The 21,157-nt window shown below is 38.8% G+C and carries 17 protein-coding genes and 3 tRNA genes; 17 read left to right on the top strand and 3 right to left on the bottom strand.

The genetic code is table 11. The features are described 5' to 3' along the window. Window positions 1-134: 134 nt before the first annotated feature. The 6 genes from AC1DEF_RS08845 (at window position 135) to AC1DEF_RS08820 (ending at window position 4,217) form a co-directional block, all read left to right on the top strand. Window positions 135-404 carry a hypothetical protein gene (locus tag AC1DEF_RS08845; protein ID WP_014460213.1) on the top strand — a complete coding sequence of 90 codons (270 nt, stop codon included), beginning with the start codon at window positions 135-137 and terminating at the stop codon, window positions 402-404. 309 nt (window positions 405-713) lie between these two features. Beyond that, window positions 714-2,108 carry a phospholipase D-like domain-containing protein gene (locus tag AC1DEF_RS08840; protein WP_097823490.1) on the top strand — a complete coding sequence of 465 codons (1,395 nt, stop codon included), beginning with the start codon at window positions 714-716 and terminating at the stop codon, window positions 2,106-2,108. 221 nt (window positions 2,109-2,329) lie between these two features. Beyond that, window positions 2,330-2,403 (top strand) — tRNA-Trp (locus AC1DEF_RS08835). 26 nt (window positions 2,404-2,429) lie between these two features. After that, window positions 2,430-2,511 (top strand) — tRNA-Leu (locus AC1DEF_RS08830). Window positions 2,512-2,530: 19 nt separating this feature from the next. After that, window positions 2,531-2,602 (top strand) — tRNA-Gly (locus tag AC1DEF_RS08825). 214 nt (window positions 2,603-2,816) lie between these two features. Next, window positions 2,817-4,217 (top strand): Na+/H+ antiporter NhaC family protein, encoded by a 1,401-nt coding sequence (locus AC1DEF_RS08820; protein ID WP_097823489.1) that lies wholly within the window; start codon window positions 2,817-2,819, stop codon window positions 4,215-4,217. 197 nt (window positions 4,218-4,414) lie between these two features. On the opposite strand, the gene AC1DEF_RS08815 is transcribed toward AC1DEF_RS08820, so the two are convergent. Genes AC1DEF_RS08815 through AC1DEF_RS08805 form a run of 3 tightly spaced genes read right to left on the bottom strand, consistent with a single transcriptional unit; the run spans window position 4,415 to window position 8,371 of the window. Beyond that, complete coding sequence (locus AC1DEF_RS08815) at window positions 4,415-5,515, bottom strand: GerAB/ArcD/ProY family transporter (RefSeq protein WP_097823488.1); 1,101 nt, start codon at window positions 5,513-5,515, stop codon at window positions 4,415-4,417. A gap of 20 nt (window positions 5,516-5,535) precedes the next feature. After that, window positions 5,536-6,759, bottom strand: coding sequence for a Ger(x)C family spore germination protein (locus tag AC1DEF_RS08810; protein WP_097824361.1), 1,224 nt, complete (start codon window positions 6,757-6,759; stop codon window positions 5,536-5,538). Continuing rightward, the gene (locus AC1DEF_RS08805) at window positions 6,749-8,371 is read right to left on the bottom strand and encodes a spore germination protein (protein WP_097823487.1); all 1,623 of its coding nucleotides are present in this window, start codon (window positions 8,369-8,371) and stop codon (window positions 6,749-6,751) included. Before AC1DEF_RS08805 ends, AC1DEF_RS08810 begins: the two co-directional genes overlap by 11 nt. 146 nt (window positions 8,372-8,517) lie before the next feature. On the opposite strand from AC1DEF_RS08805, the gene AC1DEF_RS08800 reads away from it, so the two are divergent. From AC1DEF_RS08800 to AC1DEF_RS08750, 11 genes are all read left to right on the top strand, one after another. Further along, complete coding sequence (locus AC1DEF_RS08800; RefSeq protein ID WP_029321624.1) at window positions 8,518-8,742, top strand: YczF family membrane protein; 225 nt, start codon at window positions 8,518-8,520, stop codon at window positions 8,740-8,742. Window positions 8,743-8,824: 82 nt separating this feature from the next. Further along, entirely contained in the window at window positions 8,825-9,337 is a 513-nt protein-coding gene (locus tag AC1DEF_RS08795) for a GNAT family N-acetyltransferase (protein WP_097823486.1), read from the top strand. Between the two features lie 188 nt (window positions 9,338-9,525). Beyond that, window positions 9,526-9,648, top strand: a complete 123-nt coding sequence (locus AC1DEF_RS08790; protein ID WP_013056948.1) for a YjcZ family sporulation protein — start codon at window positions 9,526-9,528, stop codon at window positions 9,646-9,648. Between the two features lie 211 nt (window positions 9,649-9,859). Next, window positions 9,860-11,986, top strand: coding sequence for a sensor histidine kinase (locus tag AC1DEF_RS08785; protein WP_097823485.1), 2,127 nt, complete (start codon window positions 9,860-9,862; stop codon window positions 11,984-11,986). A 5-nt stretch (window positions 11,987-11,991) separates the two neighbouring features. Next, window positions 11,992-13,338, top strand: a complete 1,347-nt coding sequence (locus tag AC1DEF_RS08780; protein ID WP_176521226.1) for a sigma-54-dependent transcriptional regulator — start codon at window positions 11,992-11,994, stop codon at window positions 13,336-13,338. 18 nt (window positions 13,339-13,356) lie between these two features. After that, window positions 13,357-14,292 (top strand): ABC transporter substrate-binding protein, encoded by a 936-nt coding sequence (locus tag AC1DEF_RS08775; protein ID WP_176521224.1) that lies wholly within the window; start codon window positions 13,357-13,359, stop codon window positions 14,290-14,292. A 209-nt stretch (window positions 14,293-14,501) separates the two neighbouring features. Next, the gene (locus tag AC1DEF_RS08770) at window positions 14,502-15,647 is read left to right on the top strand and encodes a mandelate racemase/muconate lactonizing enzyme family protein (RefSeq protein WP_318331295.1); all 1,146 of its coding nucleotides are present in this window, start codon (window positions 14,502-14,504) and stop codon (window positions 15,645-15,647) included. A 23-nt stretch (window positions 15,648-15,670) separates the two neighbouring features. After that, window positions 15,671-17,104 (top strand): aldehyde dehydrogenase, encoded by a 1,434-nt coding sequence (gene aldA / locus AC1DEF_RS08765; protein ID WP_255255708.1) that lies wholly within the window; start codon window positions 15,671-15,673, stop codon window positions 17,102-17,104. Between the two features lie 23 nt (window positions 17,105-17,127). Next, window positions 17,128-18,456, top strand: a complete 1,329-nt coding sequence (locus AC1DEF_RS08760) for a lyase family protein (RefSeq protein ID WP_318331296.1) — start codon at window positions 17,128-17,130, stop codon at window positions 18,454-18,456. Then, entirely contained in the window at window positions 18,440-19,966 is a 1,527-nt protein-coding gene (locus AC1DEF_RS08755; protein WP_318331297.1) for an aldehyde dehydrogenase family protein, read from the top strand. The genes AC1DEF_RS08760 and AC1DEF_RS08755 overlap by 17 nt, the downstream gene beginning before the upstream one ends. Window positions 19,967-19,987: 21 nt before the next feature. Continuing rightward, window positions 19,988-21,157 (top strand): Zn-dependent alcohol dehydrogenase, encoded by a 1,170-nt coding sequence (locus AC1DEF_RS08750; RefSeq protein ID WP_255255707.1) that lies wholly within the window; start codon window positions 19,988-19,990, stop codon window positions 21,155-21,157.

The raw sequence follows: 21,157 nt of genomic DNA, 5'->3' as shown, positions 1-21,157 counted from the left end.
ATTTTCTAGGGCTCTTATATGGTTTAGGGAGTTGTTACGAGGAATACACACTTAGCTTTAACCTATTGAAGCGTCGTATGAATAAGTAGAAAAATGCCACACTAAAGAGTGAACAAATGGAAAGGAGCACTATGATGAAAAAATTCCCATACAATAAAGATAAACAACAATCGTTTCAAGCAGCACAGCAGGGGCATAAAGAAGCAGTAGATGCATATGAACAGGCAAATGAAGCTAAAAATGATGCATCGTACGGCCATGAAGCGAAGCAAGCGATAGGTGAAGTGAATGAAGCCTCTCAGCAAATTGAAAATGCGCTTGAAAATGCTTCTGAAACACAGCGTCAGCGTTTAACAGAGTTTCAGCAAGATATAAAAGATATGGAGAACGACCTTAATCAATAAAAGAGCCGCTGTTTTACTTAGGCAGGTTCACAATAGAGAGTATAAATTGTAAAAGCAGAAGATAATGAACTTCTGCTTTTTTTATTGGTAGTGTAAACGTAGGTTTCGTGTATATAATTGCTTCTAGCTGTTGTTTGGAGGGAAAGGCGAAGACTGGCACGGAAATCAACAGTGGTGTAACAAATAATCCATCATTCCATTCTTATTTTAAAAGGTATAGAAGTTAAAAAAGTAAGAATCCTAATAAAAACAGAACGATAAGAATGGAAAGGGATTGTGACAGGAAATATGCTAATAAACATACTAATAATGATTGTCGTATTGTACTTCATATATGTATTCGTAACTGCAGTGGTACTGTTTTATGTCCCTTTACACAAGGGAAAAGACTTAAAAGTAATGAATACTGAGAATTTTTACGGGAAGAAAGAATCCACAGATCGAGTTATGCTTTTAGAAAATGGTTATTTTTCAGGGCTTGTTCGGATGCAGATGATTCAAGAAGCGAGGCATACAATTAATATTGCATACTTTTCCATCGGTAAAGGCCGTTCTTCGGATTTACTTATGGGCGCTTTGTTCGAAGCTGCGGACCGAGGTATACGTATTCGCTTGTTGTTAGATGGGATCGCTCATGGGTTAAAAGGCAAGAGGAAAAATGTTCTTTATGCTCTAGCTTTCCACAATAATATTGAATTAAAGTACTATGAGCCCTTTACTATTTTTAAACCTTGGACATGGCATAACCGTCTTCACGATAAAATAATAGTAGTCGATGGCCAATTAGGTATTATTGGAGGAAGAAATATTGGAGATAAATACTTGGCTAGTCAACCAAATAAAAATTTTGTCTATGACCGTGATGTACTGATTTATAACACAAAGCAAGAAAGTCATAGTGTCATTCTCTCAATGGAGAAGTATATAGAAAAATTATGGAATCATCCGTATACACGAAAAGCTTTTCCAAAGCCCAAGAAAACTAAACAATTTCGCGGTCTTTCAGGAAAAAAATTATTGATAGATCAATACGAAGAGGCCAAAAAAGTAAACGAACCTTTTGTCCATCCTTATATTGTATGGAGAGAAGCAACGATGCCTACAAGAAAGATTTCTTTTATTACAAATCCTATTCAACGAATGAATAAAAGCCCTTTTATATGGAAAACATTTATTAAGCTTTCCCAGCAAGCTGAAAAATCCATTGTTGTTCAAAGCCCTTATATCGTACCAACAAAAGAAATGGAACAGTATATAGATAAGCAAGTAAAACCAAAAGTGCAAAGAATTATTTTAACTAATTCTATTACATCCACTCCAAATGCTATGGCTTTTTCTGCATACTTGGGAGTGAAAAATCGCGTTATAAAAGCTGGTTCGAAGCTTTATGAATATCAAAAGCCCTATTCAATTCACGGGAAATCTGTTGTTTATGATCAGCGTTTAAGTGCAGTTGGTTCTTTTAACTTAGATTCACGCTCTGCATTTTTAAATACTGAATCCATGGTTATGATAGATAGTGAAGAATTTGCAGCCCAGTTAACAGGAGCTATTGAAACTAAAATTTCTCACAGTATGCTCGTGGGGAATGAGGGAGAACCTGTGGATATTAATACGGATTCTCAAAAAAACGTGCCTCCCGTAAAATCTGCACTCCTACATATTCTTTCGGTCTTTACACGATTTTGGAGACATTTTGTATAGTACTGTGTTACAGCAGAGTCTTTAAAAACAAATAGAGGAGATTAAAGAGGACTGCAGCTGGTGAAGGGAATGTGTAAAAAACTGTGATATGCCTCACAGTTTTTTTGAAACCCCTAGTACTAGTTATGATTCATCAAAAGACCTATTGACGAAATTCCATATATGTTTTATTATGATATAGCGTCGTTGATAAACGAGGTTCTTTTGAAGAAATCATTTCTAGGGGCATAGTTTAAAGGTAGAACTACGGTCTCCAAAACCGTCAGTGTGGGTTCGATTCCTACTGCCCCTGCCATTTTGGAGTTACCTTTTAATTCACAAGCGGGTGTGGCGGAATTGGCAGACGCGCTAGACTTAGGATCTAGTGTCTTATGACGTGGGGGTTCAAGTCCCTTCACCCGCATCTTTACTTTCATATACGCGCGGAAGTAGTTCAGTGGTAGAACACCACCTTGCCAAGGTGGGGGTCGCGAGTTCGAACCTCGTCTTCCGCTTCTTTTCAAAAGCAGTTTGCATGTGCAAACTGCTTTTTTGCTGTAGAAATAAAGAGTTTTATTATGCTGTTTTTAATCAGAAATATTTTATTAAAGCAGTACTGCTTATACGTGTTGTTTTCGTGAATATACACATAATATTGGGGTTACATTAAAAGCTAATGAACGATACGTGAAGACATCTAATATGGTTTTTAAGATAGGGGAGAGTCCTATGGAATCTAGTTGGTTTTCAATTATACCGTTTTTAATTGTTATTCCAATAGCTATTTTCACTAAACAAGTGCTGCCAGGGTTGTTTTTAGGCCTACTAGTAGGCGCTTATTTGATTGATCATTCGATTATCGGAGGTGTTGAAAAACTACTTCACTACATTGTACAAGCTCTTAGAAACAAAAGTAATATAGAAATCGTTGTCTTTTTATACGCTTTTTCAGGGCTTATCGGAATGATTAAGATGGCTGGAGGAGTTAAGGGGTTTGTGGAAACTGCTGCAGAAAGAATTGATACAAGAAAAAAAGCCCTTATTTTAACCTATGTTTCAACCATTGGAACATTCAGTGCTCCCACATTTCGCTTTGTTACAATCGCGCCCATCATGAGAGTGCTGCTGAAAAAAGTGAAAATGACGACAGCAGAGCTAGGGTTTGTTATTGAAACAACTGCTACTCCTGTTATCGTCTTAATTCCCGTGGCAACGGCATTTGTAGGATATATGGTATCAATCATTCAAATGGCGATTGATCATCAAGGCATAAAACAAGACGCTTATTCTTTGTTCATTCAAAGCATTCCATATAATTTCTTTTCGATTGTGATTATTTTAGTAGGGATTTATTTAAGCTTTTTTCATCATTCAACATCTACAGTTCCTATGAAGCTTGAGGAAGAAGACGAAAAAGATTGGCATGATTGTCACCCTTGCGTATCGAAGGATTTGCCTTCTAAGCCTTGGAATCTGTTAGTGCCTTTACTTGTTGTGATTTCACTCACCTTACTTTTAACATGGTGGAGTGGACATCATAAGAGTCACACCTTTTTTGAAGCATTTATTAAAGCAGACGTGCTAGAAGCGATGGTAGTAGCTTTAATTATGACTACGTTAATTACCCTCATTTTTTTCTTGTTTCAGCGCTTTACATTACAGAATTTGCTTAATGGTTTTATCACAGGAGGCAATGACTTAATGTCCGTTATCCTGTTGTTATCGGTAGTATGGGGATTATCCGCTGTTACAGAAGACTTGGGGTTTTCGAATTTCGTGACCGCACATTCTAAGTGGATTCCTCAAATGTTTGTCACTCCTTTTATGTTTGTATTTGGGGCTGCTATTTCTTACTTTATCGGGTCTGCTTGGGGGACGTGGGGGATTTTAATGCCGCTTGGCGTATCGCTTGCAAGTTCTGCAGATCTTTCTTTGCCGCTGATTATCGGTGCCGTATTTGCAAGCGGTTCATTTGGAGCGTTTTCTTCGCCTTTAAGCGACGATACGAATACCATCGCCAAAATATTAGATTTATCTGTTATTGAATATGCCAAGTATAAATTAAAGCCAGCTTTAATTGCAGCAGGAATAACAGTTGCTTTTTATCTTGTTGTATCTTTCTTGTTTTGAATGAGGGAAATAGCCATCTAATATCAATTTTTTATTTTTTTAGCTTAAAGTATGCATACAGTCCTAATGAGACGCACACTAGCATGATACAAGTAAGCGGAAATAAGATGGTATTAACAAAATGATCATAAAACCATATATACACGAACATCACCTCGAAAATTTTAACGCTATTTTTTCTATTTATTAGAGATATACTATCTGTGCTGCTTCTTCCTATTTTTCAAAAAGGCGATAATCAAAAGCAGTATAGGTACGATAGCAAAAAGAGGCATATGTAAAAGAAATCTCGCTACGTGTAGCCCTTCATAAAGATGTTCTTGAAAATTACTAGCGATTGTAATCGACAAAAACAACACAATGATGCCTAAAGGATACACTAGACGGGAAGGCGATTTAATTTTAAATAAAGTAGCTGTACCTATGATAGAGGCATAAAACAAGATGCTAACTTTAAAATAAATCCCAATAACCATAGCAAACATAAAAAATACATCGAGACGCTCTAAAAAATCAGCTACTTGAATCGTTTGAACAGTACTAAGAAGAGGGAACTGTGATCTTGTCGTCAAATCAACCCCAAGCACGCTAATGTTAATGATCATCGTAATAATTAAATTAATTCCGCTTAATCCCGTTGCGCATAGCATGGTGACACTTGCTTTTTTGGGGTTGCTTAAATAAGGAAGAAGCATGGTAAATACAATAGCTTCTGTGAAAGGGAAATATAGCGTTTCAGTTAAAGCAACTTTGGCAACAGGAAGTATTCCTTCTTTTAATATCGGCTGTAAGTTCTTAAAATCAATTAGCCCTGAGCTAATAATTAAGATGAAGCCTGCAACAGCTAGAAAATACATGAAAATAAACAGAAGCTCTCCTGATCTGGCTATCGCTTCAATACCTTTTCGAGTTATATAGATAATGACCAGCATTAACAAGGCATTAGCAATAAATAAAGGCGTATCGGGATAGGCAAAAGTAAGAAGCATCTCTCCGAAATCTCTTAGAACTCGTGATGCATCGTATAAAAAATAGACAATGTATATGAATGCAAGAAGTGTTCCAAGTGCCTTCCCTAAAATTTTCTGCATATATTCTGTAGGCAGGAGGTCCGGATAGTAGGAATAGAGCTTATGATAGACTAAGAAGAAAAAAAAGCTGCACAGCATTCCAATTAAAATAGCTAGCCATGCATCTTGCTTCGCTCGCATTGCAAGAGGAACTAATAAAGCACTTCCCAGCTCGAATAAAACCATGAGAATAAATAATTGAGTGGCGCTAATTTTTGCTTTTTCCATATAGCCAGAACCTCCTGACCTCAGTTTTGTTTTTCTTTTAGGCTAGAGAGAAATGATTTATTGCGCAGACCTGTTCGGCGAATGTAAGCTTCTACCGTAACGTCTACATTTAATTTTGGAAAATAAACGTCATCCCATTCTGATTTGAGTTTTTCCCATTGATTAGGCCGCGTGCGTTCCAGTGCTTCTCCAAACCCGAAGATGTCAACTTTGTCTGTCTGAGCTTGTTTAATAGCTGTTTGTAATTCTTTTTTTATTTCTTTACCTGCTGCTTTTTCCATTTTTTTGATGACAGCAGGTTGACGTGTATCAACAGGGACCTCCACTTCTCCAAGATCGCCTTCTACGCGAGTGTGAACGGACGCATAAGGTTTTCCTTTTATCATTTTTACAGATACATCCGTTTTTTGACGAACTGTTTGATAGGCAAGCGCTTCTTTTTTTCCTTTCCAATCTACATTAATATCGGTTCCTTGTATTTTATCAAGAATCCAAACGCTGCCTCTAGCTGGACTATTGTACAACCAGTCGATTAACTTTCCATTTTTAAAAACAGCAATGCCAGAAGCACGAAGGGTAGCTTCTGGTGCGCTTTGCTGGAGATTATCTAATTTTTCTGCTTGTTGAGGATTTCCAACTAAACGAAAACCCGAGACTAGTGCTTCTCCTCCTGGAGATTCGAGAGATCTCATCACTTCTTGAAAGGAAACCTTTAGGTTTTCTCCCCATTTTCTTTGAGTGAACTCCAGCGTTTTCATAATTTTGTTTGCTGGAATTTTATCGACAGGCGTTAGTGCTTTTACCAAATCAGCAGCACTTGACTGGTTTGCGATTACTAAGGAAGTCGTAATTCGAAATTCAGGATCGCGATCAATAGAATCAATAAGAATGTTAATTCCTTCTTCACGCGCTAGTTTTTCTCCGATCACGATTAAGTTTGTATGGGCATAATAAAGTCTTCGGGAAATTCTAGCCGAAGCGCGTCTGCTTGCTTCAACTAAATTATCACCGGAAGCAGCATAGATCGTAACAGGCGGACTTTGGGTGCCGCCGCCCCCCTGTAAGCCAGCTACGTTTCCTGGGTTAATAATTTGAAAGGTAAGCTCATACCGCCCATCTTTCGTTTTGTCAATGCCCATTGCCGATACAAACGCAAGATCCGTTAACTCTTTTTTACTCCAGCAGCTAGTAAGCAATACCATCATTATGGTCATTACCAGTAAAAATAAACTTTTACGTTTCATTTTGATCATCTTCTTCCATTTCCTGGTTAACCATACCTCTTGAAGAAGGAGGCTCAGGCTTTTGATGTTTGCTTTGACGAACTTTGTTATCACTAATTAATTTAGGTCTTCTTCTCATCGTCCACCAAGGTAACCGCAGCAAGGTATCTTCATTGCTTGCAGGAATAAAGGGTGCTAATGGCGTCATGTAAGGAACACCAAATGAACGTAAGCTGCACAGATGTCCAACCCCCATTAAAAGAATAAGGATAATGCCATAGAAACCGAATGTAGCCGCTCCTAGTATAAATAAAAAACGAATTAATCGCGCTGAAATAGCCATATCGAAAGACGGCGTTGCAAAGCTAGCAATAGCTGTAATCGATACGATAATAACCATAGCTGGTGAGACGATCCCCGCTTGAACCGCTGCTTGCCCAATAACAAGAGCTCCGACGATCGATACGGCAGAGCCGATAGCTTTTGGTAAACGAATCCCTGCTTCACGCAAAATTTCAAAGGTGACTTCCATAAAAAAAGCTTCCACAAACGCGGGAAATGGAACGGATTCTCGCTGTGCCGCAAGAGCTACAATAAGCGTCGTGGGTACCATCTCTTGATGAAATGTTGTAACCGCCACATACGTAGCAGGAGCGATAAGTGAAATCATAAACATAAACACCCGCAAAAGACGAATGGACGTCGCAATATCAAAGCGTGCGTAGTAATCTTCAGCCGATTGGAAAAATTGAATGAACAACGCTGGAGCAATAAGGACAAAAGGAGTTCCGTCCACAAAAATAGCAATTCTTCCTTCCAAAAGGTTACCTGCCACCACGTCAGGTCTTTCTGTATTATAAATAGTTGGAAAAGGAGTGACCGTTTGATCTTCAATCAGCTGCTCAACATAACCTGATTCCAAAATACTATCAATATCAATGTTTTTTAATCGCTTTCGAATTTCTTTTACAACTTTATCGTTTGCGATGCCATGAATATACATAAGAGTGACATCCGTTTTAGTTACTCGGCCAATCTTCATCGATTCTAGCCATAAGTCGGATGTTTTAATAATTCGGCGCACCATGGCTAAGTTTGTGCCAATAGACTCAGTAAAGGCACCTTTTGGTCCCCGCACTACCATTTGGGTAGTAGATTCTGAAATGGCACGCTTTTCACCGCCTTGTGTACTCACGCTGAGTACGCGGTTTATGCCGTCGACAATAAGAAGGCTGTCTCCTGACATCAAAGAAGACAGTAAATCATTCCAGTTGTCTGCAAACGATACGTTGCCGATTGTTACGATGTCTTCGGAAATTAACTCTAATGCATTTTGATCGTTTAGGTCATTTTTTTGATTATCTTTCATAAGAGACTGCAGTAAGTAATCTTGAATAGCTTGATTATCTACAATCCCTTCTATGTAGACGATAGCAGCAGCCAAGCTGTTATTGACGCCTATTTTAAAATGACGAATCACAATATCTGAGCTGTTTCCAGTTTTCTCTTTAATGAGGGTAAGGTTCTCAGACAGCAGATTCTTAAGAGAAGAAGCTGTTTGTTCGCTACTTGTTTGATCTGACTGAGGTGGAAGTTTATTTTTAGATTGTTGATTTTTAAAGAACGAAGGCATAAATGAAAACACCCTTACTATAGTTTTTATTAATTTGACCAAAAACCGTATAATTATGTAATTTTTAACAAAATATCTTTTGCATGACGGTAAATGAAAATGACGACCCTATGAGGTAAGTAATGTTTAGGTGAGGAGGGAAAATGATGAAAATTATTGGGGTTAGCCTGCTGCTATTTGGATCTGTGATCGCTCTTTCTGTAGGAATTGATCTTTTTCAAGGAACGAACGTACTGCAGGCACTATACAATGCTTTAAGCCCGTTTCGTGTAATGGAAGTGGCCGAATTATTTGTCCTTTTTTCTCTTTTGTTTTTCTTTTTCGCAGAGTCACTTTATCTTGTTTTAAAGAAGCGTCAGCAAAAGCAATAGTAACTTGGTGCAAAGAGGTTTTTATATCTTCACTATCGAAACAAGCGTATAGAAAGATAGCTTTGAGATAGGGGAGAACCACATGAACATTGAGACTGACAGATTACTAATACGCAAATTTAAATATGAAGATTGGCAAGATGTCTACGCATATACATCTGATGCTAATGTCATGAAGTACATACCAGAAGGTATGTTTAGTAAGGATGATGCGAAGAAATTTGTAAATGAAAATATAAAAGAAAATGCTAAAAATTTTCCAGTTGTATTAAAAAACGAAAAAATTCTAATTGGTCATATCGTCTTTTTTAACTATTTTGGGGACCATACTTATGAAATTGGCTGGGTATTTAATTCTCTCTATCATCAGAAAGGATATGCTTCAGAAGCGGCAAAAGCAATAGTGGACTATAGCTTTAACACAATGAAACTGCATCGGATTATTGCTACTTGTCAACCTGAGAATACGTCTTCTTATCGTGTTATGGAGAAGATCGGGATGAGAAGAGAAGGGTATTTTAAAAAATGTATTCCAACTGAAAAAGGATGGTGGGATGAATATTATTACGCAATGTTAAAGGAAGAGTGGAAATGAGCTTTACTTTTACGGAATTACATTTTCTGAGCTGTAAAGACGAAAACAAGCCCAATTTTTAAAAAATGAGCAGAACAGCAAACCAAAACGTCTAGGCAGACATACAATAAGCTATCCATGAGAAACACCCTATGTTTGAACCTTCTTTGTTTTAGCAACAGAAAATTACGTTGAAAGGGAGTGCTTGTATGTCTAATGCTGGATGTGGATTCGGTTCTGGTTTCGCTTTATTAGTTGTATTATTTATTCTATTAGTAATTATCGGATGTAGTTGTTATAGCGGTGGTTATGGTGGCGGCTACGGCTGCTAATTATATCACTGAATAGCCTAAAGAAATTTCTTTAGGCTTTTTTGTGTTTTAAAAGTCCGTTAGTTTCTAAGAAAATTATTTACTCATTAGCGGCTATGATGAACGATTGAACAATTAAAAGACCCTATCACGAGCGATATCTGCTATACTTTTAATATCGATAATAACGCTTACATTTAAGGGGCAGCTAACAAAAAAGAGAGGGCATAAGGTGAACTTTCCTATTTCAAAAAGTATTACAACTAAATATCTTCTTTTATTTACGGTTATTTTAATTGTACCGGGCATCATCATTTATTACATCATTACGGGCTATGCAAGCAAAATTATTAAAGAAGATGTAAAGGTTCAAAACATTGCAAGTAAAGATATTATAGCTAAAAGGCTGAATTCAGAAATTGAGCATGTGGCTTCACAGCTGCAGCTTATTGCAGGAGAGGGGCTAGAGTCAGATCTTAACATAAATCGAATGTATAACCGAGCTAAACAAGCAAATTCACAAAGTTCAGTTATTCATTCGATTTACTATATCAATGAACAAGAACGCGTAAAGTTTGAAACGCCTTTTGCTTCAAGTCAAAACAATTTAATTTATCATCACGCTAATTTTACCCAAGTGTATTGGACACATACGTACGCTTTATCCGATCTTATTCAAAATTATCGTCATCAAAAAGTAGTAACCATTTCTGTACCCGTTCTTACTAATGAGAAAGAATTTAAAGGAATTATCGTTGCAGAACTAAGCCGGGACTATTTATCAGAGGTGTTAAAAAGCGTCAGCCTGTCACGAGGACACTTCGGTTTTTTAACGGATCGCAAAGGAAATGTCATCGCATCTACAAGCGATAAGCAGCTTAACAAGAAGTTTTCAGTAGACAAAATACCAAACGTTTCTGGCTATACTCAAATAAATCATAATGGACAAGAGAGTTTAGCAGCTTATCAAACGAACCAAGAAGGCTGGAACTTGGTTTATGGTGTACCGACTAACGTAGCCTTTTCTCCTTTACATAAATTATCTCTTTTACTGCGCGTTAGTTTTATTAGTATATTGCTGCTTGCTTTATTTTTTATATGGTTAGGCATCAAAAATATTTTACAGCCAATCGTCAAGCTTACAAGCTATGCAAAAACGTACCGGAATTCTCAAACGTTCGTGCCATTAAATAAAGAAGCGCCGGCAAGGGATGATGAGTTGAGTATATTGACACGTACAATTATTGAAATGGGAAACAGCAATTATGAAAAACAAAAAATGCTTGAGCAAAGTGAGAGATACCTTCACGATGTATTAGAAGGAATTCCTTATGGAATTATTACAATTGACCCAAGGAGTAAAATTACATACGTGAATCAGCAGTTTGAAAGAATGGTTGCTTTTCAGCGCCAGGACATGATTGGTGTTAATTTAGAAGATTTACCAATAAAATCTGAAAGCGTAGATTTTATTTTGCTTCACACATTGGCATCGGGGAAAGACATGGAAGAGGTAGAAAGCTATATTCTCGATTCAGACGGCAGAAAAAGAATTGTTAAAGTTACGACATCTACTTTTTATACCGACACAAGTGAAGTGATGGGGATTATCGCCGTCATGCAAGATATTACCGAAATAAAGCAGTTACAGCTAAGATTGCAGCAAAGTGATAAACTAGCGTCTATTGGACAAATTACGGCAGGAATTGCCCACGAAATAAAGAATCCTCTAGCCATTTTATCAGGATCAGCTGAACTTTTGCTAGATGAAGCGGAAGAAAGCTTCTGCTCAGAAGAAGTAAAAGAGCTTGCTGCGGACGTATTCATCGTTGTAAACCGTCTCAAAGAGATCACAAATAATTTTCTTAATTTTGCAAACATGAGTCAAAAGGAAAAGAAAGAAGTGTCACTTGTACAAGTGTTAGAAGAAGTGTTTCATTTACTGCGTTTAAAGTGTAATGAAGCAAACATTAGCATTGTAAAAGACTTTGAAGAAAAATGTTTGATTACAGGGGTCTATGATCAATTGATTCAAGTATTTTTAAACATTGTCTTAAACGCAATGGAAGCAATGGATGAGGGCGGGTATATTATCGCTTCCATTCAAACTATGAATATGAACGAAGAATATGTGGTTGTTCGTATAGAAGATACTGGTTCAGGCATTAACAAGCAGGACTTAGAGTGGCTGTTTAATCCCTTTTACTCTACAAAAGAAACAGGTTCAGGACTAGGGTTAACGATTGCAAGAGATATTGTAAAAGAACATGGAGGAGAATTATTTATTGAAAGTATAGAAGGCAAAGGGACAACCATTACATGCCGTTTTCCCAAACAGAAAATTACACAAGGAGGCTAAAAAACATGGAGAATAAGTGCAGTGTGTTAATGATTGATGATGAGCAGAACCTTTGTAAGATGGTAGCCAAAAAGCTTCAGAAATCTGGTTTTTATACGCACGCGGCATATACTGGAGAAAAAGGAATCCAAATGGCTAAAACGCTGAATGTAGATGTCGTGATACTAGATTATATGCTTCCGGATATGACGGGGATCGATGTATTAAAGAAGTTAAAAGAGGTAACGCAATCAAAAGTAATCATGCTTACTGCATACGGGAATGTTGAGAGCGCTGTCCAATCTATGAAAATAGGGGCTGCTGATTATTTGAATAAGCCTATCGAACTTGAAGAACTAAAAAATATTATTGCTTCGCTATGCACGGGCAAGCAATCGGATGCGGTGATGGAAAAAGATAAAGACAAAGACTTTATTTCAAAAAGCCCAGCAATGAACAAGCTAGTTGAAATGGTGGAGTACGTAAAAGATACAGACGCCAGCATTTTAATTCTAGGTGAAAGCGGAGTAGGTAAAACCGCGATGGCTAAATGGATACATGAGCAGAGCCATCGAAAAAATAATCCTTTTGTCGCTATCAACTGCGCAGCCATACCGGAAGCCCTTCTTGAAAGTGAGCTGTTTGGCTATAGAAAAGGAGCTTTTACAGGGGCTTCTTCTTCTCAAAAAGGTAAGTTTTCTGCTGCGGATGGCGGTACCATCTTTTTAGACGAAATTGGAGAAATTTCGTTAAGCATGCAGGCAAAGCTATTGCATGTGATCGAGGAAAAAAAAGTAATGCAGCTCGGAAGCAACGAGTATGAATCCTTGGACGTCCGAATTATTTCAGCTACAAATAAACCGCTTCAACAATTAGTAGAACAAAAGAAATTTCGGGAAGATTTATACTATCGATTAAATTTAATGGAGGTCACCATTCCTCCTCTAAGGCACCGAAAAGAAGACATTGAACCGCTCATTCATCATCACATTATAAAGTTAAATTCAAAATACAATAAGACGCTTGCTGTTTCAAACGCGGCACTTCAACAGCTAATTTCTTATGATTGGCCGGGAAATATTCGTGAGCTGTTAAACGCGATTGAAAGAGTTCATATTTTAAAACGGCACGGGACAATTGAGCTCTCCGATTTAACGTATCTTTTTAATAAGCAAGAGTCTCATTCATATAAGAATCAGCCGATAAAAGCAAAACAAACAAATTTATCACATGCATTAGGTGAAGTAGAAGAAGAAATGATTAAAAACGCTCTTGAAGAAATGAAAGGCAATCAAACGAAAGCAGCTCAAAAACTAGGAATTGCTCGCCATACGTTAATTTATAAAATGAAAAAAATGGGTCTTAAATTTTAGAAAAAGGATATGAAAGAAATGACCTATCGTAAAATATTCAGCTTACTAGTACTGTGTTTTACAGTGATGGGAGCATGTCAGCAGCCCAGTACTGCCCCTCTTAGAGAAGAAAAGAAGCCTCTCGATTCTGTTAGTATTACAGTTGGGTCGAAATCCATGACCGAGCAATATCTACTAATGAAAATGACCGCGCTTCTATTAAAAGAACAAGGAGCTACTGTGAATGAAAGACGCTTTTTAGACAGCGATTCTATTCGAAAAGCAAGCTTGGCGGGCTATGTTGATATGTACTGGGAATATACGAGTACGGCAAGAATTGTGCATCAAAACCAAGAGCCGGTCTATAATGAAAAAAAGTTGTATCAGCTGGTGAAAGAAAAGGATGAGAAAAAACACTTAACGTGGCTGCATCCTAGCCATTTTAACAGCAGCTGGGGGGTTTTAGTTAACCGTTCTTTTGCAAAGGAGCATCATTTAAACTCTGTTTCTGACTTGATTTCCTACATAAAAAAGCAAAATAAAAAAGTGAAAATAGCTACAAATAATGAATTTCTAAAAAGAAAAGACGGCTTGATGCAATTAGCTAATAACTATGAGTTGAAGTCCCTTTCAACTGAAATCATTGGAATCGATTCAGAAATTATTCCTTTAGCAGTGAAAGAAGGCAGAGTAGACGTAGGGATTGGAATGATATCTGATAGTCGAATTCAAGCATACGGCCTTGTATTACTAAAGGAAGATCAATCTCTTTTTCCGCCTTATTATGCGGCTCCCGTAGTAAAACAATCGTTAGCAAGCCGCTATCCGTCTGTCGTTTCCACTTTAAATGAACTATCAAGTAAACTAACGAATAAAAAGATGGTAGAACTGAATTATCAAGTTGATATTTTACACAAAGACGTATCAGATGTTGCCTATAAATTTTTACTAGAAAATCACTTGCTTACTCCTTGATAGATACAAAACATTAAAAGCTGCACATTGTGCAGCTTTTTTTATTGTAGAGTGTAGAAAATTTCTACAATGAATTGTGTGAATTTTCTACAATTTATTTTTTGTCTTCTATTAAGTAGCGGTTACATCAGTCATTTGAACTTGGCACGCATCTTGCAATAGATATAAGTGAAAGTAAAAATGCTGAAACGTAAGGAGATTAGTATTCAATGAAAATTACGGGAATAGAGATCAAACATTATTTACTGCCTTTAAATCCGCCTTTTAAAGCAGCTTGGGACCCTGAGCCCCGCAAAAAGTTTGCTTCTACCGTTGTCTATGTACATACGGATGAAGGAATAACGGGAGTCGGGTCAGGGGATTTAATGATGGGGCTTGAAGGACATGAACATTTGTTTATCGGTCAAGATCCTTTTGCCATTGAACGACATGCACAAGTGATTCAAAATATAGATTTTCACTATGGCAGATGCTGGCCGCTTGATTTAGCTCTATGGGATTTGATGGGGAAAGCAACAAAACAGCCCGTCTATAAATTGCTTGGAGCCCGATCTAACAAGCTTCTCGCTTATGCTTCAACGGGAGAAATCGTGACTCCTGAAGAACGTGCGGAACGTGCGATTCGATTTGTAGAGCAAGGATTCAAAGCTATGAAAATTCGTTTCCATCACAAAGATGTAAAAGAAGATATTCAAGTAGTGGAAGCGGTCAGAAAAGCCGTTGGTGACAAGCTAGAGATTATGGTTGACGCAAATCAAGGATGGAAAATGCCGTGGGACGTTGAACGGACGTGGGACTTAAAAATGGCCTATCAAGTAGCTAAAGAACTTGAAGAACTGAAAGTGTTTTGGCTTGAAGAACCTCTGCCTTCTCATCAGTTTGAACTGATGGCAAAGCTTCGGGATCGAGTAGGTATTCGAATCGCAGGGGGAGAGATGAACCGTCATATGCATGACTTTAGAGAGTTAAACAAAATAAATGCATTAGACGTTTATCAGCCGGATGTAGCATTGTCAGGAGGAATTACGCAAACGAAAAAAGTTGCGGATCTTGTTCAAGGAAGCGGCGCTTGGTTCAGCCCGCATACATGGACAAACGGCATTGGTTTACTGGCAAATTTACATCTAGCAGCGGCAGTCAGTCACTGTCCATATTTGGAATTTCCTTACGATCCTCCAGCATGGTCTAACGAACGGAGAGATTATATTCAGCAAAACCCGCTTATGATTGACAAAGATGGTTATTTAGTAGCGCCAGAAAAGCCGGGTTTAGGCATCGATCTTGATGAAGAAGCTTTAAAACAGTACGAAATTAATCATTTCTACGTAGGTGAAAAAAATACAGTTTCTATTTAACTGATATAAAGGGTGAACACAAAGTGAAGAAATACAGTGCTTATATAAATGGAGAATTTGTTCAAGGCAGCAATCAAATGGATGTTACGTACCCAGGAACGGGTGAAGTCGTAGCCCAAGTCTCTTCCTGCAGTACAGAAGAAACAGAGCACGCTGTTTATTGCGCTAAACAAGCTTTTAAAGAGTGGAAGCTTCGTCCTTCATATGACCGGGCTGAACAAATTAAAAAATTTTTAACGAACATGAAAACAGAAGAACATATTGAACACATCGGAACAGCCATTACACAGGAAATGGGAAAACCCTTAAATGCAGCGAAATCAGAGGTGTTTTACGGAGCGGAGCTTGGCGAGTACCAAACTCAGTGGGCAAGACGCATTGAAGGTCACGTAGTAGACAGCGATAACGTAAAGGAGAAGATTATTTCTTATAAAGAGCCTCTTGGCGTAGTCGTGGTAATTGTACCTTGGAATTTTCCGATTTATGTGCTGATGAGAAAAATCGTACCGGCGCTTGTCGCAGGTAATACGGTTGTGGTCAAGCCAAGCGTAAAATCTTCTTTATCTGCTTTAGCATTAGCGGAGTGCATTCATCAATCCGGCTTTCCAAAAGGTGTTATTAATATTGTGACAGGTATGGATGACATTGTGGGAGAAACGTTAACCTCATTTCCTGATGTAAACATGGTGACATTTACCGGAAGTACTAAAGTAGGAAAAGGTATTATGGAAAAATGTTCTCGTCATATGATTCGTACATCACTTGAATTAGGCGGAAAAGCACCTGCTATTGTAATGGAAGATGCGGATATTGATTTAGCGGTTGAAGCAATCAAGGGAGGCAGGTTAGCTAACTCCGGTCAAGTCTGCAATAACACTGAGCGTGTGTACGTTCATAAAAGTGTAAAAGAAGCGTTTACTACTAAACTATTGAAAGCGTTTCAAAATGTAGAAGTAAAAGATGGTTTGACTAATCCAGATGCAGAAATGAGCTGTCTCATTAACAAATCTGAAGCGAACCGCGTTCATCAAATGGTACTTGAGGCCGTAGAAGAAGGAGCCGCTGTATTATGCGGAGGCTATTTGCTAGAGGAATTAGGAGAAAGCTTTTATCCGCCAACGCTATTAGATCAGTGTACGCAACAAATGAATATCGTGCAAAAAGAAGTGTTTGGGCCCGTTCTTCCCATTATTTCGTTTGAATCACTTGAAGAAGCAATTAATCTAGCGAATGATTCTGAATACGGATTAACCGCTAATGTATATACATCCAGCTATCGCTATGTGATGGAACTAACTACGCAGCTAGAATGCGGTGAAGTATACGTGAACCGCCAGCAGGGCGAAGCATATCAAGGCTATCACTCCGGCTGGAAGCAATCGGGAATCGGCGGAGACGATGGCAAGCATGGATTTGAAGAATTTTTACAGGTAAAAACAGTTTATATGAAATTTTAATTTTGAAAAGCAGGTGAGCACAGGTGGGGAAAACGCGTGTGGAAGAAGATAGTTTTGGAAAAGTTGAGCTCCCAGCAGAGGTCTTGTATGGCATTCACACGGCCAGGACACTTGAGAATTTATCATTTTCTAATAAAAGATTGCATGAATATCCGGACTACGTGCATGCACTGTTAACCGTAAAAAAAGCAGCTGCCTTAACAAACGTAGAAGCTGGAGTAATTCCAAAAGAAATGGGAGACTCCATATCAAATGCATGTGACCAATTGCAAAGCACCGCTTATCAACATCATTTTTTGATTGATGTGCTGCACGGCGGAGGCGGTATCGGGACGAATATGAATGTGAATGAAGTAATAGCAGGCTTGATAAACCAGCAGTGCCCACATCATCTTCCTATTCATCCTATTGAACATGTAAATGCATCTCAATCAACTTCTGATGTGTGTCATACCGCTATCCGAATTGCGATTATTAAAAGCTATCATTATTTAGAAAAAGAAATGGAGCATCTCCATTCTATTCTTCAAAAAAAGATGGAAGAGTTCCAGCCTGTGGTGACAATCGCAAGGACTTGCTTGCAAGATGCGATGAGTATTTCGCTTAGTGATATATTCAGCGGATATGAAGCGGTTCTTTCACGGCGTACGCGCTATTTAAAAAGAGCTGTAGAAGAACTGCACGCTGTTAATCTTGGAGGTACGGTTATTGGTTCTGGGATAGGAGCATCAGGGATATACCGAAGTAAAATCGTTCAGCAGCTGTCACGTCTATCTGGTATGCAGCTTTACCACCGCGCTAATTTATTTGATGCAGCACAGAATATTGATGATCTTGCTGATGTTTCGAACGAATTAAAGCAGCTGGCTACGTCTTTTATAAAGTTTGCTAAAGATTTAAGGCTGCTCTCTTCTGGACCAGAAGCTGGATTTGGCGAAATTCAATTACCATCTGTTCAAGCAGGCTCTTCATTTTTTCCGGGTAAAGTCAATCCGGTTGTACCTGAAACCTTAATTCAATGCTGTTTTCAAGTGCTAGGATGTGACAGAATCGTTCAAGCTGCTTTTGAACACGGAGAATTAAATTTAAATGTATTCGAAGGAGCCGCTGGAATTAATATTTTAGATAGCATTCAGTTTTTAACCAGCGCTGTAAGAAGTTTTTCGACGCTTTGCGTGCAGGATTTATCAGCCAATTCAGAGCGCTGTCAGCAGCTTTCTCAATCGCGTATTCCGTTGATTGTTGAAATGAAAGAAAAATATGGCTATAGCCGCGTTGCAGGTAGTTTAAAAGAAGCAGGCTATGAAGGGCTGAAAAAATGGAGGGAATGTGAATATGACAAAACTAAATGAAAAAACCTTATTTAAAGGAATGGAACAACCTGCATTATTATGGGCAAAAGAGTGGCTGAAAGAACCTAAAAAACTCTATATCAACGGGGGGTGGAAAGAAAGTTCAAGCGGTGAACTAATTGATTCTATTAACCCTGCAAACGGAGAAATTAATGGCCAAATTCAAAGTGCAGCAAAACAAGATATCGATGAAGCAGTAGCTTCAGCTAGACACGCGTTTGATCACGGTCCTTGGCCAAGCGTTACAAGAAAAGAACGCGCGCGAATTTTAAGGGAAATAAGCAGCTTAATTAAAAAACATCAAGCAGAGCTCGCCACATTGGAGTCTCTTGATAACGGCAAGCTTTATACAGAATCGTACAATGATGATGTACAAGAAGCATCGGATTTATTTGAGTATTACGCTGGCTGGACGGATAAATATTACGGTGAAAACAATCCGGTGGAAGGAGATTTTGTGAGTTATACAACGCGCGATCCGATCGGTGTATGCGGTCAAATTGTACCATTTAACTTTCCAATCGACATGGCCGCATGGAAACTAGCGCCGGCTCTAGCGATGGGCAACACCGTTATTTTAAAGCCGTCTAGCACCACATCTTTTTCTGCGATTCGTTTAGTGGAAATCATCGATGAAGCAAACATCTTACCGCCAGGTGTCTTAAATTTAATTTTAGGAAAAGGATCGATCGGTTCTCATATCAGCCGTCATATGGGAGTTGATAAAGTATCTTTTACTGGAAGCACAGGAGTAGGCAAACAGTTGGTTCATGATTCTGCGGACTCTAATTTGAAGCCTGTGACCCTAGAGCTTGGAGGGAAATCACCAAATATCATCTTTAGCGATGCACCCGATTTGGATGCTGCGATTGAACGTTCTTTTTACGGCTTGTTTACACATAAAGGAGAAAAATGCTCAGCGCCTACTCGCTTGTTAGTACAGCGTGACATTTACGAGCAGGTAGTTGGTAAGTTAGCAGATTATGCAAATAGCTACAAGTGCGGCAGTCCTTTTGATCCTGATTCAGATCAAGGTGCCCAAGTCTCTGAATCTCATATGCAGTCAATCTTACACTATATCGAGAGCGGTATACGTGAAGGAGCTACGCTAGCAGCGGGCGGCGAGCGCGATATGAGTGGAGATAATGAGCACGGGTATTTTATCCGTCCTACTATTTTTGCAGATGTTGATAATAAGATGACCATTGCACAAGAAGAAATTTTTGGTCCTGTACTGTGTGTAATTCCGTTTGATACAGAAGATGAAGCGGTGCAAATTGCGAATGATACGATTTATGGTTTAGCAGCTGGACTCTGGACAAAAGATGTGTCAAGAGCCAATCGTGTAGCCAAAAAGCTAGAAGCAGGCATGGTTTTTATCAATAAATACGGCTGCTATGATTTTGCCAGCCCATTTGGAGGATGGAAGCAAAGCGGATGGGGGAAAGAATATGCGATTCATTCTCTTCAATCTTACACAAAAATAAAAGCAATATGGATGGCTTATTAAATTAAAAAGCTGGAGGAAAGCATGATGAAAATGAAAGCAGCGGTCATGACGGGCGTTAATGCGCCCCTTGAAATTTTAGCGGTGGATTTAGCAGCACCAAAAGCTAATGAAGTACTTGTGAAAATAGAAGCAACGGGCGTGTGCCACAGTGATTTAAATGCTTTAGAAGACCCTTCGACACCAACGCCTACTATTTTAGGTCACGAAGGTGCAGGTATTGTAACCGCAGTCGGTTTAAACGTGAAAACGGTAAAAGTAGGAGATAAAGTAGCGCTTAGCTGGGTGCCTTACTGCGGCACGTGTGAGTTTTGTGTGACAGGAGCCGTACATCTGTGTGATTCGGCTTTTGGTCCGATGTTTAACGGAACGCTGTTAGACGGTACCTCTCGATTAAGTAAAGATGGAGAGCTGGTTTTTCATAACTCGCTGCTTTCCACTTTTGCTGAATATGCGGTGGTGCCGGAAATGTCTTGCATTAAACTTCCTGATGAGATGCCGATGGCTCAAGCCTCTTTAATTGGATGCGGTGTGGCGACTGGGTACGGAGCAGCTGTGAATGCCGCAAAAGTTACGCCGGGATCGACCGTAGCCGTCTTTGGCATCGGAGGGGTAGGGGTTAATGCTATTCAAGGGGCTCGGATTGCGGGAGCGAGCAAAATTATTGCATGCGATGTCAAACCGGCTAATTTGGAACTTGCTAAAACATTCGGAGCTACTCATACGATAAATGTAGCTTCAGAAGAAGCAAGCGAAGCTTTAAAAGCTTTAACAGGAGGACATGGCGTCCATTTCGCGATTGACTGCACCGGTCATACAAAAGCTACTGAATCTGCTTGGGAAGGAACGAGGAAAGGAGGAACGGTAGTTGTAGTAGGAGCTTTTAACCCATCTATGTCTATTAATTTACCAGGCGGAGGCTTTCATCGTGTCGGCAAAGTGTTAAAAGGAAGCTTTTACGGAGACACGCAGCCGTTTCGTGATTTTCCTAAAATTGCTCAGCTTTATTTAGACGGAAAATTTATGTTAGACGAACTGATTCTTGGACGCACGCAGCTTGACGATATTAACAAAGCTTTTCAATCATTTCATGATTGTAATTGTGTAAACGTAGGCCGGTCAGTGATTGAATTTCCATCGATTGTATCCCAAGCCTCGCTAGAAAACGGAGATGAATTTGACATTGTTTCATAA

The organism is Priestia sp. 10L35 (assembly GCF_056395685.1).
The sequence above is the reverse complement of the archived record's forward strand: the minus strand, read 5'-3'. Positions and strand labels throughout refer to the sequence as shown.

Excerpts from the sequence above, each read along its gene's own strand:
- AC1DEF_RS08845 (WP_014460213.1), top strand. The coding sequence starts at position 135 with ATGAAAAAATTCCCATACAATAAAGATAAACAACAATCGTTTCAAGCA.
- AC1DEF_RS08840 (WP_097823490.1), top strand. The coding sequence starts at position 714 with ATGATTGTCGTATTGTACTTCATATATGTATTCGTAACTGCAGTGGTA.
- AC1DEF_RS08820 (WP_097823489.1), top strand. The coding sequence starts at position 2,817 with ATGGAATCTAGTTGGTTTTCAATTATACCGTTTTTAATTGTTATTCCA.
- AC1DEF_RS08815 (WP_097823488.1), bottom strand. The coding sequence starts at position 5,515 with ATGGAAAAAGCAAAAATTAGCGCCACTCAATTATTTATTCTCATGGTT.
- AC1DEF_RS08810 (WP_097824361.1), bottom strand. The coding sequence starts at position 6,759 with ATGAAACGTAAAAGTTTATTTTTACTGGTAATGACCATAATGATGGTA.
- AC1DEF_RS08805 (WP_097823487.1), bottom strand. The coding sequence starts at position 8,371 with ATGCCTTCGTTCTTTAAAAATCAACAATCTAAAAATAAACTTCCACCT.
- AC1DEF_RS08800 (WP_029321624.1), top strand. The coding sequence starts at position 8,518 with ATGAAAATTATTGGGGTTAGCCTGCTGCTATTTGGATCTGTGATCGCT.
- AC1DEF_RS08795 (WP_097823486.1), top strand. The coding sequence starts at position 8,825 with ATGAACATTGAGACTGACAGATTACTAATACGCAAATTTAAATATGAA.
- AC1DEF_RS08790 (WP_013056948.1), top strand. The coding sequence starts at position 9,526 with ATGTCTAATGCTGGATGTGGATTCGGTTCTGGTTTCGCTTTATTAGTT.
- AC1DEF_RS08780 (WP_176521226.1), top strand. The coding sequence starts at position 11,992 with ATGGAGAATAAGTGCAGTGTGTTAATGATTGATGATGAGCAGAACCTT.
- AC1DEF_RS08775 (WP_176521224.1), top strand. The coding sequence starts at position 13,357 with ATGACCTATCGTAAAATATTCAGCTTACTAGTACTGTGTTTTACAGTG.
- AC1DEF_RS08770 (WP_318331295.1), top strand. The coding sequence starts at position 14,502 with ATGAAAATTACGGGAATAGAGATCAAACATTATTTACTGCCTTTAAAT.
- AC1DEF_RS08755 (WP_318331297.1), top strand. The coding sequence starts at position 18,440 with ATGACAAAACTAAATGAAAAAACCTTATTTAAAGGAATGGAACAACCT.
- AC1DEF_RS08750 (WP_255255707.1), top strand. The coding sequence starts at position 19,988 with ATGATGAAAATGAAAGCAGCGGTCATGACGGGCGTTAATGCGCCCCTT.